Raw genomic sequence first — 14,926 nt, forward strand, 5'->3', positions numbered from 1 at the left:
TTATATCTGCATATTATCTGCACAATTTCATAGATGTAAGCAAAGGAACGCTTGATTTTTTAGGGCGTCTTTTTTAATTGTAAGCATGTGAAAGAAATTGTTATATTATGAGTTTCTATTGTGAAGCCATAAAGAATAAGCGTATAATATTATAGGTCTCACATTTGCGAGACAAACCGCGAATGATAAATAAGATTGTTGTTTTATCATCGCTTCTAAACATATAGACAATGAAAGTAACACTGGAATACAGATAGGGAGTTATAAAATGAAATTAATTATTGCCGAGAAACCAGATCAAGGGTTGGCTCTTGTTTCACAGTTTAAATATCGCCGGAAAGATGGATATTTAGAAGTAGAAGCAAATGAGTTATTTCCAAATGGAGCGTACTGTACATGGGCAATTGGTCATTTGACGCAGTTATGTAATCCAGAGCATTATCACGCAGAGTGGAAAAAATGGTCACTTAATACATTACCGATGATTCCAGAGCGTTTTCAATTTGAAGTAACAAAGTCAAAGTATAAGCAATTTAACGTTGTGAAACAGCTGTTACATAATCCACAGGTAACAGAAATTATTCACGCAGGCGATGCTGGGCGTGAAGGGGAACTAATCGTACGAAATATTATTAATCTTTGTAATGTGCAAAAGCCTATGAAGCGTCTATGGATTTCGTCTTTAACGAAGCAAGCTATTTATCAAGGGTTTAAAAATTTACTTGATGAATCAGATACAATTAATACGTATTACGAAGCATACACAAGATCTTGTGCTGACTGGGTTGTTGGTATGAATGCATCACGTGTGTTTAGTATTTTGCTAAAGAAAAAAGGAATGAATGATGTATTTTCTGCTGGTCGTGTCCAAACACCAACGTTAGCATTGATTGTAAAGCGTGAGAAAGAAATTGAAAACTTTAAGTCAGAGCCTTTCTGGGAAGTGTTTGCAACCTTTAATATAGAAGGAAAAAAATATGACGGGAAATGGGAGAAGGATAATGAATCCCGCTTAAAAGACCCTGATATGGCGAATAAAATTGCGGCATTTTGCCAAGGGAAACCGGCTGTTGTGAAGGAAATGAAAACGGAGCGTAAAGAGTTTCAGCCGCCGCTTTTATTCAACTTATCATCACTGCAAGCAACGGCAAATAAAGCCTTTAAGTTTTCACCGAAAAAGACGCTTGATATAACGCAAGCACTCTATCAAAAAGGGATTGTTTCTTATCCACGTTCAGATTCTAACTATGTTACACAAGGAGAAGCAGCGACATTCCCTGATATTTTACAGAAGTTAAGTCAATTTGATGAATATAAAGGCTTATTACCGGCACCAATTGAATCCATTATGAACAATAAGCGTTATGTGAATGAAAAGAAAGTAACAGATCACTACGCAATTATTCCGACAGAGCAAGTTACAAACCCAAGCAGACTATCCGGTGATGAAAAGAAAATTTACGATATGATTGTAAGAAGGCTCATTGCAGCTCATTATGAAGTTGCAATCTTTGACTATACAACAATCATTACGCTTGTAGATGAACGCGCTGAATTCATTTCAAAAGGAAAACAGCAAATTCAAGAAGGTTGGCGTAAAGTTATTTTCCAAGACGATAAAGATGACGAAACCATTCTTCCAATTGTAGCTGAAGGTGAAGAAGGAAAAGTTGTAAAGGTGAAAGTGAAAGAAGGAAAAACACAGCCACCGAAGCGTTATACAGAAGGACAACTTATTACGTTAATGAAAACAGCTGGTAAGTATTTAGAGAATGAAGAGCTAGAGAAGGTATTGAAGAAAACAGAAGGTTTAGGTACGGAAGCGACTCGCGCGGGTATTATTACGATGTTGAAAGACCGTAAATATATAGATGTAAAGAAAAACCAAGTGTATGCGACTGATAAAGGAAAAGTATTAATTACCGCAATTGGTGACAAAATACTAGCTTCACCGGAAATGACTGCGAAATGGGAACAACGTCTTGCGGAAATTGGTGAAGGTACAGCATCACCAGCAACTTTTATGGAACAAACGAAAAAGCTATCAGCTAAAATTATTGAAGATGCAGTGGAAATGTCTGAGAAGTGGGATTTCACTGGACTACATGTTGAATCGATTGAACGAAAAGGATCGAAATTTACAACGGGTAAAAAGGTTGGTAGCTGTAAAAAATGTGATGGCGATGTAATTGATAAGTCAACGTTTTACGGTTGTTCTAACTATAATACAACGCAATGTGATTTCACCATTTCAAAGAAGATATTAAGTAAAACAATTTCGCAAAAGAATATGACAAAGCTCTTAAAAGGTGAAAAGACCGATTTAATTAAAGGCTTTAAAAAGGGCGAGAAAACGTTTGATGCGAAATTAGAGTGGAAAGATAATAAGATTAATTTTGTATTTGAGAATTAATTTGTTAAAAGAGCATGACATAAAATTGTCATGCTCTTTTGTTTTTCTTTGAAATGAAATTTAACGATAAAAAAAATGCTTTAAATAATAAAATTTTATTGTAAAACGATAAATTTTATATTAAAATCATAATAAATGAGTGAGGTGCTTTTGTTAAAAGGTAACAACCTTATTTTTAAAATTAGAGGAGGTATAACTATGAACATTAACAATTTGATTGTTAAACATATGGATAACCCCCATGAGTTGGAGAAGATGTATAGAAAAGATCCGAAAGCTTTTAAAAAAGCATTCTCACAAGCATGGGACCAAAACCCTGATTCCCAGGTTCTAGCTGCTTGGTATGAAAGGTTGCATTTCAAGGAGAAAGTAAATAAAGAAAAAACATCTTTGTTTCAAAAAGGTTTCTTATTCATGGGCCTTTTAGCTATTCTGGCCGGCATAAGCACCAGGATCATTTTCCACTTTGTTGAGCAGGAAGCAATTGCTCCAATAAACTTGGCTTTTGGTGTAATTCCCTTTATTGCTGGTTATTTTGTTTACAATAATAAGCCGAAAAAAAGTATTATTTATTCCCTTATAGCGTTATTCCTAGTTTCCGGGGTGTATCTTAATACGTTGCCAATAAATTATAAAGACAGTACCATACTTGCTTATTTACATCTTCCTATATTTTTATGGGTCTTAGTAGGGCTTGCGTTTACAGGAAATGAATATTCAAAAGGCGGTACAAGATTAGCCTATATTAAATTTAATTTAGAATATTGTCTTCTCTACGGGAGCATGGCAGTGAGCGGAATGATACTAGCAATATTCACCATGCGTTTATTTAGCTTTGTTGACTTAGATATAGGAGAATTCTATTTTAGTAATGTTGTTTTATTTGGAGCAGCGGCTCTCGCTATTGTGGCTGCATACTTAGTATCAATGAATCTTAAGCTTGCTAAAAATATTACACCATACATATCTAAAATCTTTAGTCCGCTTGTCCTAGTCACATTGTTTATTTATCTTATAACGATAATTTTGGTCGGGAAAAACCCGTTCTTGGATCGTAATTTCCTAATGGCATTCAACGGAATACTGCTTGGTGTATTGGCTGTTACTATATTTTCTATCGTTGAGAGTGACTCGGACGAGAAAAAGAACATTTCAGATTATATAAATTTTTCCTTAATTGTTCTGGCGCTTATTATTGACACTGTCGCATTGTCAGCCATAGTATTCAGACTTTCTTCTTACGGGATTACACCTAATAGACTAGCTGTTTTAGGTGTAAACATACTGATCTGGGCAAATCTAATTTGGATTATGTTTTCCTATATGCGTTTCTTGCAAAACAAATCAGGACCGACAGCTATCCAAGATGCCATTACGAAGTATTTGCCAATCTACGGACTTTGGGCAGCTTTCGTTATATTTACGTTTCCTATCATTTTTAATTAGAAAGGATCTGTTAATGTAACGAAAGGTTAATTCTCTATAACATATAAAATTTTTAGAGCCCATCGATTTATAATTGGTAGTATTATGTTTGTAGTTTCGGTAATTTCATTTGTAATGATAAATAAGAAATAAGTGTTGTATGTAATCTTTCCATAATAAAAAACGTCCCAAAATGGGACGTTTTTTATTATGCGTATTGCCGTTTTTTCTTAATAAGCAACAAAACTTGTGACACACAAGCTAATACTGGTAACTCAATCAATGGTCCAATAACGAGTGCAAGTGCGATAAGAGGCTCATCTGGAAAAGCGGTCACAGCGATAGCGAGTGCAACAGGTGAGTTTCTTGCTAACGTTGTTAAGCTTAGACTTACTGTATCTTTGTAAGATAAATGCATCATGCGCCCGATAAATTGTCCTAGTAAAAAATTAATGATGAAGAACAATAGAACAGGAACGAGTAATAATAAAACAACATTCATATTTTGTAGTAAATATTTACCTTGTGATGCAAACATCGCTACTATTGCTAAACTTAAAAATACAATTTGAGCAGAGCTAAAAAACGGAATGAGTTTATTCTCGAGAGTTTCAGCTTTTTTTATTTTATTCATAATGAATTTTGTAGCGTGTGCAAGTATAAATGGTAAGACGATTACGATAACAATACTTTCTACTAAAACAGAAACCGCTACAGTTTTCATGACACCAGCAAATAAAAATAAATAAATGGGAAGGAGTAGAACTTGCAAAATTAAATTTACAGGTAAAATTGCAGTAGAAAGTGCTACATTACCTTTCGCTATTTCAGTAAAGATTAAGTACCAATCTGTACATGGAGTAACCATTAACATTATAAATCCAACCCAAAGTGCTGGATGATCGGAAAGAAATAGTGCCCCTAACCCCCAAGCGAGTAAAGGTGTCCATAAGAAGTTAATAGTAAGACTTGTTCCAGCAAATTTTAAATTGCGAAATCCTTTTTTTATTTCTTTTAATGGGATGCTGAGGAATAATCCATATAGCATGAAAAATAAGAAGGGGACAATAAATTTGTCTGAATACGTATGTATCATATTAAATTGTCCGAGTACGATGCCGCATGTAACAGCAAAAAGAATAATAAAAGTTTGAATCTTTTCTATAGTGCTCATGAATAAATCCTTTCTATATATGAATTTTCCTCTCTAAGTTTATTATACAAGTAATAAAGATGTATTTGGTGTTCAATTGTATCTCGCTTAATATTTTTAAGTCGAGATTTTATTTTTTTATTAAAAGTTACTTGACTAAAGTAAGTGACTATATTACAATCACTTACATAAGGTAATTAAATAACAAAAAGTTGCAACGGCGTAACTTAAGGTATCTATTGGAACTTTTTCTTAGAATAAGAATTTTTATGATGATGAATAATGAATATGAAAAGAAAGATTAGGTGAAGAAAATGGGACTATTTAGCTCATTATTTGGTAAAAAAGAAGAAAATAAGAATGTAGAGGGGAATAAAAAAATGTCAAAAGTATTATTTGTAAAAGCAAACGATCGTCCAGCGGAGCAAGCAGTTAGTTCAAAAATGTATGAAACATTTGTAAGTACTTATAAAGAAGCAAATCCAAATACAGAAATTACGGAATTAGATTTATTTGCATTAGATCTTCCTTATTACGGAAATATCGCGATTTCAGGTGGATATAAACGTAGCCAAGGTATGGAGTTAACAGCTGAAGAGGAGAAGGCAGTTGCTACAGTAGATCAATATTTAAATCAGTTTTTAGAAGCTGATAAGGTTGTATTTGCATTCCCATTATGGAACTTTACAGTACCAGCACCATTAATCACATATATTTCATACTTATCTCAAGCTGGAAAAACGTTTAAATATACAGCAAATGGCCCAGAAGGTTTAGTTGGTGGTAAGAAAGTAGTTGTGTTAGGTGCTCGTGGTTCAGATTACTCTTCAGAACAAATGGCTCCTATGGAAATGGCAGTTAATTACGTAACAACTGTACTTGGATTCTGGGGAATTACAAATCCAGAGACAGTTGTAATTGAAGGACACAATCAATATCCAGATCGTTCACAACAAATTGTTGAAGAAGGTCTAGAAAACGTTAAAAAAGTAGCAGCAAAATTTTAATTCATGATAGTAAATGGAAAAACCAACATGGATGACCATGTTGGTTTTTTAGTCTATTTTTCATGTTAAAAAATGTATATTTATAAAATAAAAGAAAAGTTCGAAAATAGTATTGCAAAATATTATATAGCAAACTATAATGAATTCAAGAATAGTTGATACTTAAATTAAATATTCAGAAAATTCAATTAGTTAAAATTGGAAAATGAGATAAGGAAACTTGAATGGGGGTTATATTATGGCGAATAAAGTACCGTTTTCGTTCATAGTAGTTATTGGATTAATGTTATTTGCACTATTTTTTGGAGCGGGAAATTTAATTTTTCCAGCGATGCTTGGTCAATCAGCTGGAGAGAATGTATGGATTGCTAACGCTGGATTTTTAGTAACTGGTGTTGGATTACCATTACTAGGTGTACTAGCATTTGGTTTTTCAGGTAAAGATGATTTGCAGTCGTTAGCTAGTCGTGCTCACCCAGTGTTTGGGATTGTGTTTACAACAGTTTTATACTTAGCGATTGGTCCGTTATTTGCAATACCAAGAACAGGAAATGTTTCTTATGAAATTGGTCTTAAGCCGTTTATGCCAGAAGGAGTAGGTTCTACACCTTTAATTCTTTTCACAATTATATTCTTTAGTATCACTTGTTTTTTTTCGCTAAATCCCGCGAAAATTGTCGATATTGTTGGAAAAATCTTAACGCCAATTAAGTTGACTTTCATCGGTATTTTAGTAATCGTTGCTTTTATACATCCGATTGGAGATATGCAAGCACCAGTGGAAGCTTATACATCACATGCATTCTTTAAAGGATTCCAAGAAGGATACTTAACGATGGATACGCTAGCATCATTTGTATTCGGGATTATCATTATCAATGCTATTAAAGAAAAAGGTGCGAAAACGAAAACACAAATTATGGTCGTTTGTGCAAAAGCGACAATTATTGCAGCATCTATTTTAGCAATTATCTATACAGCACTTTCTTATATGGGTGCTTCAAGTGTTGCAAAGCTTGGACATTTAGAGAACGGCGGAGAAGTATTAGCGAAAGTTTCTAACTACTATTTCGGATCATATGGCGGAGTATTATTAGGATTAATGATTACAGTAGCTTGTTTAACAACTAGTGTGGGACTTGTATCAGCATGTTCTTCATTCTTCCATAAGTTATTCCCAAATGTTCCTTACAAAGCAATTGCAATTACGCTATGTGTATTTAGTGCAATTGTTGCAAACGTAGGATTAACACAATTGATCGCAGTTTCTGTTCCAGTATTAACAGCAATTTATCCACTAGCAATCGTATTGATTTTCTTAACATTCTTCCATTCATTATTTAAAGGAAGAGCTGAAGTTTATCAAGTAAGCTTAATCGTAACATTTATCATCAGCTTATTTGATGGATTAAGTGCAGCTGGAGTTAACATTGAAGTAGTAAGCCAAGTGTTCACTAAATTCCTTCCCATGCAGGAAGTAGGATTAGGCTGGATCTTCCCAGCGATTATCGGTGGATTTATCGGATATGGCATTAGCATTTTAAAAGTGAAAAACCAAGTTCAACCAGCAACTAGAGCGGATAAGAAAATAGGTTAAATAAAAAAAGTTATAGACTTGTTTCTATAGCTTTTTTTGTTACTATTAATAATGAGAAAAAATAAAGTAGTAGGGGAAATAAAATGAAAAAAACAATTGATCATATCGGAATCGCAGTTCGTGATATAGATAGTACCATACGTTTTTATGAACAGGTTCTATCAGGAGAATTAATAGATCGTTACGTAAGTGAGGCACCAGGTGTAGAAAGCGAAGTAGCCATTCTTGAAGTGGATGGAGATAGAATTGAATTACTTGCGCCGACAAATAACACCACTTCACCAATTGCCCGATTTATAAAACAAAAAGGTAAAGGTGTACATCATGTTGCGTATCGAGTAGATGATTTAGATGTAGCTTTAGAGGAATTGAAAGAACAAGGAATTCGAACGTTAGAGCATACACTGCGCATTAATAAGCACGGTAGAAGGTTAATTTATCTTAACCCAGCGGATACAGAAGGAACGATTATCGAGTATTGTGATTATCCGGAAGAGAAATAGAAGAAGGGTATTTTTAAAAAGGTGTTACGTTATTACGTAACACCTTTTTATTTATGTATTTCACATTTTCTTCACAAATGATTCACGATAACTTTTCTTCTTCAAGAACTTACATTAATATATTTTATGATATAATAACAATCTACTTTAAAATTGTAAGTTGTATCTATCGTGATAGTTACTATCATATTAGAAGTTTAAAGGTGGAAGAGAAATAAAGAGTTATACTTTCTAGAAGTTTATATTTAATCAGGTTAATATTTCGCCGGAGAATCAAACTTCGGAAGTTAAAGTAATGAAAATAGAGCGATGAGGAAGAAAGAAGTGAAATGAGCGTGAAAGTAATGAGAAGATTAGGGACATGGTTATTACTTGCGTGTGTGCTTATCATATTGATACCGAAAAGTGCATCTGCTCATGCGTATGTTGTGAAATCAAACCCTACGGAAAATGAAACGTTGAAGAGAGCACCATCTGTTGTGAAAATTGAATTCGATGAGGACATACAAGTTTCACGTTTTAATACATTGTATGTGAGAGATACATCAGGTAAAAGAGTCGATTTAAAAGATGCTCATATTGATAAAAAAAATAAAAAACTATTAGAAGCCGGATTAAAAGAAAATCTCAAAAATGGTCTCTACTCTATTCAGTGGAAAGCTATTTCAGCTGATGGGCATCCAATTCAAGGGGTTATTCCATTCCGTATTGGATTAGCGGAAGCGGGAACAGACGATGTACAAGTGGAAGAGATGGGGTATGTCCCGCAAATCGATATGATTATGGAACGTGGGATTCTATATACGAGTTTCTCGCTATTTTTAGGAGTTCTCTTCTTTAATCTTATTATGTATAAAGGGAATGCAACCTCGGTTCGATCAAGGAGTAAGAACATAATATGGATCTCTTTATTTGGGATATTGATTAGCTTGTTATTCAATCTACCACTGCAAGCGAAAATAAATGCTGATGTTTCATGGCTAGAAGCATTCAATCCTTTACTATTAAAAGAAACATTACAGCTTTCTGTTTTTGGTTATGTATGGATTACTCAAATGGTTCTCATTAGTACGCTTATAATTGTTACGTATTTTGCGGTGAAGCATGAGAAGTTTTCGTCGTTTAAAGTATGGAGTATTCCAATACTATTGTTTATAGGGCTACTTGTTATGAAGGCCTTTAATAGTCACGCATACGGTTTAAAGTTTAAAGACATTGCTGTCGTTATGGATTTTCTACATTTATTAGCAGCTTCATTATGGGTTGGTGGTTTATCATCTATTATTTTTCTTTTATGTAAAGAGGATAATAAGTGGCATATGTATTGGGATATGATTAAGCGTTTTTCACCGTGGGCAACAGGTGCTGTCATTGTGATTTTAATAACAGGCCTTTTTAATAGTACATTTTTTATTCCAACAATCCACTCGTTATTTGATACGAAGTATGGATTGGCTTTATTAGCAAAGATACTATTATTTATTTTCATGGGGATATTGGGAATTATTCATTATGTGAAAGGGAGAATAAGAGCGCAGCAAGGATTAGGAGCTACGGTGAAAGTAGAGTTTGTCATTGGAATTATCATTTTCGTAATCGTAGCTTTTATGACAAACGTACAAACACCACCGATGCCTCCTACTGGACCATTTACAGAGAGTAAGCAATTAGATAATGGATATGAACTTACGCTAAATGTAAGTCCGAATAAGGTAGGACAAAATAAATTCCATATTACACTAAAGGACGAAAAGGGACAGCCTGTTACTGATATGGAACAAATGATATTGACGACTCAATCATTAGATATGAACATGGGGAAAGGTTCATTTAAAGTTTCAGTAGTTTCACCAGGAGAATATGAAACAGAAGGTATGTATATTAATATGACAGGAAACTGGAATATACATGTTCGTGGATTAACAAAATCTCTTGATAGTCTCGATACAGATTTTAAATTTATTGTCGGTGGCAGATAAAAAGAAGCTATGTATGAAAAGGAGCTAATAGAAAATGAAACGTATAAAAAAATTAGGAACAACAATGATCGCAACAATTATTGCAATGGGAATGTTTTCGTTACCTGTTAGTGCGCACGTCACTGTAAAACCAGCAACTTCTGACGTTGGTTCTTGGGAGACATATACGATAAAAGTACCAGTTGAAAAAAATGTAGCAACAACAAAAGTTACACTGAAAATACCGTCTGGAGTAGAGTTCCAGCAGTATGAACCAGTGCCAGGATGGAAAGTTGAGGAGCAAAAAGATACAGCTGGAAAAGTTAAAACTGTAGTATGGGAAGCAACAGGAGAAGGGATTTTACCCGGTCAGTTCCAGCGATTTACTTTCGTCGCTAAAAATCCGGATAAAGAGCAAAAAATAGCTTGGGACGCATATCAACAATATAAAGATGAAGAAATTGTTGAATGGACAGGCGATGAAAAAGCTGAAAAACCGCATTCACTTACTACAATTGCAAAAGGTACGTCATTAACAGGAGAACATGGTGAAGTTTCTAGTGTAGAAAAGAATGAAGGTACTAGTAATATGCAATTGATAGCAATTGTCTTATCTATTTTTGCGATAGTATCGTCGGTAAGTGCGTGTGTTTTTGTAGTACGTCGTAAAAAGTAAGACGTAAGAAAGAGCCTACAAACAGTAGGCTCTTTCTTACGTTTATTTCAATTCAACTTGCTGCCTTACAGCAAGTGTTTTCGGTTTTATATTTACAAAACAAATACTCACAATAATAAATAATAGTCCGATGAATAAGCTAATGGTAATAGCCTCATGTAAGAAAATTGAACTTACAATAATAGCTATTAGTGGAATGAGGAATGTATAAGCCCCAACTTTACTTGCTTCACCAGCTCCAACAAGTGTGAAGTATGCAAGCCACCCCATTGCAATAACAAAGAATGAAATAAAGAGAAGTACGCTAACAAATGGCATACTCCAAGCGATACTAGACCAGCTTTCAAACTCTGTACCAAATCCAATTAAGCAAAGACCACCAATAATAAGCTGAAGTGTTACCATCCAAATGGCATTAACACGGTGACCAGTCTTCTTAATGAATACTGTGCCAAGTGCCCAGCCAATAGCGCATCCTAACGCGAGAAGGATTCCAATAACAGAAATATGTCCTGTTAAACTGCTTGAGCTAATAACGCCTACACCAATAAATCCGAGAACAAGCCCGAAAATTTTCAAGCCGTACATTGATTCTTCAAGCCATATCCACGAGAAAATACCGAGTAAAACTGGTTGTAGAAATACAATGGCGGAAAATAACCCAGCAGGCATATATTGAAGGCCGACAGTTTGTAATCCGTAAAATATAATGATGTTAAGTAAGGAAGAAATAACGTATAAATGCCACGTTTCTTTTAAATGTAACTCTTTGTATTTCGGTAATGCGAACAGAAGTAAAATGAATCCTCCAATTAAAGTTCGAACGCCTGCAAATAAAACAGGTGGTGTATAATGCAGGGCAAACTTTGATAAAGGCCAATTGATTCCCCACATGAAAACGAGAAAGGTAAGGATGATGGCCGTCTTAGTTCGAGAAAGCTGTGTCACTGAAAGACCTCCTTGTTGTTATTCATTTCACTATGATATGATATCGACTGTAATAAATAAAATGAATCTTTTTTATGAGGAGTATAAGTGATTAGTTATGACCATTACACAACTGCAAGTATTAATAAAAACTGTTGATTTAGGTAGTTTTACGAAGGCTGCCAGGGTGTTAAATATGACGCAGCCAGCTGTTAGTCATGCGATTTCAAGTATTGAGTCAGAGTTAGGAGTTACTATTCTTATACGTGATAAACGAAAAGGGCTACTCGTTACGGATGTAGGAAATAGGATTCTTGTACATATTAGAGAGATTTTGAACGGTGTAGCGAAGATTGAACAAGAAGTTGCGATGGAGAAAGGACACGAAGTTGGGACGATTCGAATTGGGAGTTTTCCGAGCGCTTCTGCACATTTCTTACCCAAAATGATAAACCTTTTTAAGGAAAAGTATCCGAACTTAGAAGTAGTTCTTTGTGAAGGGACGATTAAAGAAGTTGAAGATTGGTTAGTATCGAGGGTTATTGATATAGGGATTGTTATTTTGCCTAATAAAGATATGGAGATTGTTCCATTAACGAAGGGGAAAATGGTTGCTATCTTAAGAGAGGATCATCCTCTCTGTAAGAAGGACGCTCTTACAATTTGTGATTTAGAGAATGAACCGATCATATTATGTAAGGGTGGATACGAACCACCCATTATTGATATGTTTAAACAAGCAAACGTACCACTTCGGGCTGAATATGTAATTTCGACAGTTACTACAGCTTTAAATATGATTCAAGAAGGATTGGGCATTGCAATATTAGCTGAATTATCTTTAACGAATTTACCAAAAAATGTGCAAACGAGAGAATTGGAACCACAAGTATGGAGAGAAATTGCTTTAGCTGTTCCTTCATTAAAGGATTCTTCAATCGCTGTGCAGCTATTTATTGAAGAATTTCAATCGCTATTTGCAGAATAAAAAGAGGTGTCTCATATATCATAATGGGACACTTTTTAATTTACTTATAAAAAATCTATGAAAAGGATTGACTTATTTTTTAGTTGTAACTATAATGATTACATCGAGGTGGTGATTACGATGAAAATTAGTAGCCGCTTTTCCATAGCTGTTCATATTTTATCTATTTTGAAAAACAATCCATCTTCACATTGTACTTCAGACTATATGGCTGAGAGTGTTAATACAAATCCAGTAGTCATTCGTAAAATCATGTCGTACTTGAAACAAGCTGGCTTTGTTTACGTAAATCGTGGACCGGGTGGCGCGGGATTACTAAAGGATTTATATGAAATCACATTGTTAGATGTGTATCATGCAGTGAACGTAGTCGAAGAAGACAAGCTATTTCATATTCACGAGAAACCGAATCCAGATTGTCCAATTGGGGCGAATATTCAAGCGGTGTTAGAAATCATTTTAATTCAAGCACAATCCGCGATGGAAGAAGTTTTGAGAAATATTACAATGGGGCAGTTGTTTGAAACTTTGCAAGAAAAAATGAATGCTTAAATCATATTTATATTTTTTTGTCATTAATGTAACTGATTTGATTACAACGATAAAGGTAAGGTGTAAAAGTTATGACTGTAAAAATGAAAGTATACTCAGATTTTATATGTCCGTTTTGTTTTTTAGCAAAAGGTCCATTAGATGAGGTAGCGAAAGAGAAAGATGTAGAGATTGAATGGATGCCATTTGAATTACGTCCAAGTCCATATTCAAAAATAGATCCATGGAATGAACCAGAAAAATTAGGTTCATGGGATGCTTTCATTCTTCCGACAGCGAAGAAGTTAGGAATTGATATGCGCTTGCCACGTGTTTCACCACATCCATATACACATTTAGCTTTCGAAGGATGTCAATTTGCGAAAGAACGTGGACTAGGTAATGAGTATCATCACCGCGTATTCACAGCATTTTTCCAAGAAGAGCAAAACATTGAAGATATTGATGTGTTAACAAAATTAGCGGTAGAAGTAGGACTTCCTGAGGCGGAATTTAAAGATGCTTTAGTAACTCGTAAATATAAAGAAAAGCATCAAGAAGCAATTCAACACGCATATGATGAAGCGAATATTATGGCTGTTCCAACTGTCATGATTGGAGATGAAGTCATTCAAGGGCTTGCTAGTAAAGAAACACTAGAAAGGGTCATTGATAAAGAAATTGAAAAGGATAAAACAAATTCATTTGAAGGTATGCAATGTAATACGGATGGATATTGCTAATTCGCTTGTTATGAAATAACAAAATAAATTATAAAACAAACATTTGGAGGAATTAAAATGTCAGCAACTACAACAAACTTAAAAGAAGCAATCGTGAACCGCCGTTCAATTCGTAAAGTAGCAAAAAACGATGCAATTACGAAAGAAAGAATTGAAGAAGTGTTAAAAACAGCTTTACACGCACCAACATCTTTCAATATGCAAAGTGGTCGTATGGTTGTATTAATGGATGGAGAGCATGAAAAGTTTTGGGATATCGTTAAAGAAACACTAAGAGCCCGCGTACCAGCAGAAAACTTTGAAGCGACTGTAGAAAGACTAAAAGGCTTCCATGCAGGTGTAGGAACAGTTCTATTCTTTGAAGATCAAGCAACTGTAGAAAAAATGCAAGAAAATGCGCCATTATATAAAGATCAGTTCCCATTCTGGTCTCATCAAGGAAATGCGATGTTACAACATACTGTGTGGATGCTATTATCTGCTGAAGGAATTGGAGCGTCATTACAACATTACAACCCAATCGTAGATGCTGAAGTGAAAGAAACTTGGAACATTCCGGCAGAGTGGAGCTTAGTAGGTCAAATGCCATTTGGTGAACCAAACGAACAACCAGCAGAAAGAACGTTCTTACCTACTGAAGATGTAGTGAAATTTTATTAAGAAATACAATATGTAACGAGAAGGAAGCTGTGCTTAAAAACAGCTTCCTTTTTTGTAGTGGTGTTAATTTATGCGTATTTAGGGAAGAAATATAAGAAATAATACGGTGAGAAGGGAATTAGAAAAATGAATGATGAGAAAAAATATACAGTGGTAGGTACTGATGTTGAGGAAGTAAAGCGTTTAAATAAAAATTCAGGGTTAACGTATAATCAAGTGAAAGAAATGTTAGCAAAGCAAATGCAAAAAAAGAAGTAATTAGATTGAAATCTTTCATTTTTTCATTTAGCATTTTGATTGGAGAGAGTTAAGTAAAAGGTAACTCTCTTTTTTGTATAGCTAAGC

General features: G+C 34.5%; 14 protein-coding genes. 12 read left to right on the forward strand and 2 right to left on the reverse strand.

The window, feature by feature from the left end; translation table 11 throughout:
• Positions 1-268 precede the first annotated feature (268 nt).
• Both topB and N2V80_RS09240 read left to right on the forward strand, forming a co-directional pair.
• Positions 269-2,413: a DNA topoisomerase III gene (gene topB / locus N2V80_RS09235; protein WP_000766764.1), complete on the forward strand. Its 2,145-nt coding sequence runs from the start codon at positions 269-271 to the stop codon at positions 2,411-2,413.
• Positions 2,414-2,611: 198 nt separating this feature from the next.
• Positions 2,612-3,859, forward strand: a complete 1,248-nt coding sequence (locus N2V80_RS09240) for a DUF4153 domain-containing protein (protein WP_001024713.1) — start codon at positions 2,612-2,614, stop codon at positions 3,857-3,859.
• 187 nt (positions 3,860-4,046) lie between these two features.
• Here the strand turns inward: N2V80_RS09240 and N2V80_RS09245 are convergent, their stop codons facing one another.
• A complete protein-coding gene (locus N2V80_RS09245) occupies positions 4,047-5,012 on the reverse strand; it encodes an arsenic resistance protein (RefSeq protein ID WP_000103804.1) in 966 nt (321 codons plus the stop codon).
• Positions 5,013-5,305: 293 nt separating this feature from the next.
• Here N2V80_RS09245 and N2V80_RS09250 point away from each other — a divergent pair, with 293 nt between their 5' ends.
• From N2V80_RS09250 to N2V80_RS09270, 5 genes are all read left to right on the forward strand, one after another.
• On the forward strand, positions 5,306-5,998 hold the full coding sequence (locus tag N2V80_RS09250) for an FMN-dependent NADH-azoreductase (RefSeq protein ID WP_000522502.1): 693 nt from the start codon (positions 5,306-5,308) through the stop codon (positions 5,996-5,998).
• A 238-nt stretch (positions 5,999-6,236) separates the two neighbouring features.
• Positions 6,237-7,595 (forward strand): branched-chain amino acid transport system II carrier protein, encoded by a 1,359-nt coding sequence (gene brnQ, locus N2V80_RS09255; protein WP_001284783.1) that lies wholly within the window; start codon positions 6,237-6,239, stop codon positions 7,593-7,595.
• A gap of 83 nt (positions 7,596-7,678) precedes the next feature.
• The gene (locus N2V80_RS09260) at positions 7,679-8,098 is read left to right on the forward strand and encodes a VOC family protein (protein WP_000750855.1); all 420 of its coding nucleotides are present in this window, start codon (positions 7,679-7,681) and stop codon (positions 8,096-8,098) included.
• 329 nt (positions 8,099-8,427) lie between these two features.
• Positions 8,428-10,077, forward strand: a complete 1,650-nt coding sequence (locus N2V80_RS09265) for a copper resistance CopC/CopD family protein (protein ID WP_000114328.1) — start codon at positions 8,428-8,430, stop codon at positions 10,075-10,077.
• Positions 10,078-10,111: 34 nt separating this feature from the next.
• On the forward strand, positions 10,112-10,732 hold the full coding sequence (locus N2V80_RS09270; protein WP_000821400.1) for a YcnI family copper-binding membrane protein: 621 nt from the start codon (positions 10,112-10,114) through the stop codon (positions 10,730-10,732).
• A 42-nt stretch (positions 10,733-10,774) separates the two neighbouring features.
• Here the strand turns inward: N2V80_RS09270 and N2V80_RS09275 are convergent, their stop codons facing one another.
• Positions 10,775-11,680, reverse strand: a complete 906-nt coding sequence (locus tag N2V80_RS09275; protein ID WP_061654540.1) for a DMT family transporter — start codon at positions 11,678-11,680, stop codon at positions 10,775-10,777.
• Between the two features lie 97 nt (positions 11,681-11,777).
• On the opposite strand from N2V80_RS09275, the gene N2V80_RS09280 reads away from it, so the two are divergent.
• The 5 genes from N2V80_RS09280 to N2V80_RS09300 all read left to right on the forward strand — a co-directional run bounded on the left by N2V80_RS09280 (position 11,778) and on the right by N2V80_RS09300 (position 14,839).
• Positions 11,778-12,647: a LysR family transcriptional regulator gene (locus N2V80_RS09280; protein WP_000156749.1), complete on the forward strand. Its 870-nt coding sequence runs from the start codon at positions 11,778-11,780 to the stop codon at positions 12,645-12,647.
• Positions 12,648-12,767: 120 nt separating this feature from the next.
• The gene (locus N2V80_RS09285) at positions 12,768-13,199 is read left to right on the forward strand and encodes an Rrf2 family transcriptional regulator (protein ID WP_000704063.1); all 432 of its coding nucleotides are present in this window, start codon (positions 12,768-12,770) and stop codon (positions 13,197-13,199) included.
• A gap of 71 nt (positions 13,200-13,270) precedes the next feature.
• Positions 13,271-13,921: a DsbA family oxidoreductase gene (locus N2V80_RS09290; RefSeq protein ID WP_000216673.1), complete on the forward strand. Its 651-nt coding sequence runs from the start codon at positions 13,271-13,273 to the stop codon at positions 13,919-13,921.
• 57 nt (positions 13,922-13,978) lie between these two features.
• Positions 13,979-14,581 carry a nitroreductase family protein gene (locus tag N2V80_RS09295; RefSeq protein ID WP_001277011.1) on the forward strand — a complete coding sequence of 201 codons (603 nt, stop codon included), beginning with the start codon at positions 13,979-13,981 and terminating at the stop codon, positions 14,579-14,581.
• Positions 14,582-14,707: 126 nt separating this feature from the next.
• The gene (locus N2V80_RS09300) at positions 14,708-14,839 is read left to right on the forward strand and encodes a hypothetical protein (protein WP_000997344.1); all 132 of its coding nucleotides are present in this window, start codon (positions 14,708-14,710) and stop codon (positions 14,837-14,839) included.
• Positions 14,840-14,926: the final 87 nt, after the last annotated feature.

It is taken from the genome of Bacillus sp. FSL W8-0640 (assembly GCF_038007725.1).
Taxonomy (GTDB): domain Bacteria; phylum Bacillota; class Bacilli; order Bacillales; family Bacillaceae_G; genus Bacillus_A; species Bacillus_A cereus.

Bases quoted from the DNA above. Each gene is read 5' to 3' on its own strand.
- topB (WP_000766764.1), top strand. From the start codon at position 269: ATGAAATTAATTATTGCCGAGAAACCAGATCAAGGGTTGGCTCTTGTT.
- N2V80_RS09240 (WP_001024713.1), top strand. From the start codon at position 2,612: ATGAACATTAACAATTTGATTGTTAAACATATGGATAACCCCCATGAG.
- N2V80_RS09245 (WP_000103804.1), bottom strand. From the start codon at position 5,012: ATGAGCACTATAGAAAAGATTCAAACTTTTATTATTCTTTTTGCTGTT.
- N2V80_RS09250 (WP_000522502.1), top strand. From the start codon at position 5,306: ATGGGACTATTTAGCTCATTATTTGGTAAAAAAGAAGAAAATAAGAAT.
- brnQ (WP_001284783.1), top strand. From the start codon at position 6,237: ATGGCGAATAAAGTACCGTTTTCGTTCATAGTAGTTATTGGATTAATG.
- N2V80_RS09260 (WP_000750855.1), top strand. From the start codon at position 7,679: ATGAAAAAAACAATTGATCATATCGGAATCGCAGTTCGTGATATAGAT.
- N2V80_RS09265 (WP_000114328.1), top strand. From the start codon at position 8,428: ATGAGCGTGAAAGTAATGAGAAGATTAGGGACATGGTTATTACTTGCG.
- N2V80_RS09270 (WP_000821400.1), top strand. From the start codon at position 10,112: ATGAAACGTATAAAAAAATTAGGAACAACAATGATCGCAACAATTATT.
- N2V80_RS09280 (WP_000156749.1), top strand. From the start codon at position 11,778: ATGACCATTACACAACTGCAAGTATTAATAAAAACTGTTGATTTAGGT.
- N2V80_RS09285 (WP_000704063.1), top strand. From the start codon at position 12,768: ATGAAAATTAGTAGCCGCTTTTCCATAGCTGTTCATATTTTATCTATT.
- N2V80_RS09290 (WP_000216673.1), top strand. From the start codon at position 13,271: ATGACTGTAAAAATGAAAGTATACTCAGATTTTATATGTCCGTTTTGT.
- N2V80_RS09295 (WP_001277011.1), top strand. From the start codon at position 13,979: ATGTCAGCAACTACAACAAACTTAAAAGAAGCAATCGTGAACCGCCGT.
- N2V80_RS09300 (WP_000997344.1), top strand. From the start codon at position 14,708: ATGAATGATGAGAAAAAATATACAGTGGTAGGTACTGATGTTGAGGAA.